The sequence below is a fragment of the Parabacteroides distasonis genome, assembly GCF_004793765.1.
GTDB classification, from domain to species: Bacteria; Bacteroidota; Bacteroidia; order Bacteroidales; family Tannerellaceae; genus Parabacteroides; species Parabacteroides distasonis_A.
Genome location: NZ_SRYM01000136.1, coordinates 1 through 932, shown reverse-complemented (window position 1 = coordinate 932; position 932 = coordinate 1). Strand labels below are relative to the sequence as shown.

1 protein-coding gene and 1 pseudogene are annotated in these 932 nt (G+C 50.8%); both read right to left on the bottom strand.

Annotated features, from left to right (window positions below; all coding sequences use genetic code 11):
• Positions 1-385 (bottom strand): annotated as a pseudogene (locus E5342_RS19060) (IS3 family transposase); the annotation flags it as partial.
• Between the two features lie 83 nt (positions 386-468).
• Positions 469-876 (bottom strand): transposase, encoded by a 408-nt coding sequence (locus E5342_RS19055; protein ID WP_121737550.1) that lies wholly within the window; start codon positions 874-876, stop codon positions 469-471.
• Between the last annotated feature and the right edge of the window lie 56 nt (positions 877-932).

Sequence of the window (932 nt, the reverse complement as noted above, 5' to 3'; positions counted from 1 at the left end):
CCCAGCCTATGATCTCATGCGTGAACGCGTCCGTCAGGAGATGCAGGTAGGCCACGCCCTCATCGGTGTCGATATAGGTGATGTCGGCCACCCACAATTGGTTGATCCTGTTGACGGTCAATCCCTTGATCATGTTCTTGTACTTCCTGTAAGGATGGTTGGAGCTTGTCGTGTGACGGCGCTTCCCGGGCTTCAGCATCAGGTGTGACTCATGCATCAGCCCGTAGAACCAATCCCGGCCACGCATCTCGTCCGGATAGAGTTCCTTGAGCATCAGGTACAGCTTGTACGCCCCGATGCCCGGAGCCTCATGCCGGATATCCCTCACGGTGTCAAGTATCTCTTTCTCTGACAATTCCCTGCGCATGCGTTTCTCCTTGCTCACGGAGTAATAACCTTCTCTTGTCTTGCCAAACAGCCCGCTCAGGCTACCGATCGATTCCTTGGGATGCCTGAGCCGAAGGTTGTCTACCGCTTGGCGCCAGCTTTTTTTAGCAGGTCGATGCCATATTGTTCCCGCCCGATCTTAAGAAGCTCATGCAGAGCCTCATTGCGCAACTCTGAGTAGGCCAACGCCTTGCGTAGGCGCAAGTTCTCCTCCCGGAGCCTCTCGCTCTCCGTTTGGGGACCGGTCGCCTTGGATGATTCGGATTTCTTTCGTGCCATATATACCCGATGCTCTAACTCTGTCAGATCGGACGGTAAAGATAGCGTTTTTGACTCAAAATAACCTTCCCAGCGACTGAATGTCACGTAATCAACCGAATATTTCTTACATAGGCTGTACTTGGTTGAGCCACTCTCATAATACTCCTTCAGCATACGGAGCTTGAAATCCTGGCTGTAACTTTTACGTTCTCTTGCTTTGTTTGACATCTTACACACGTTCTTTTAATTGTTAATTGCGTGTGAAGTAAATCTGTATCATGTCA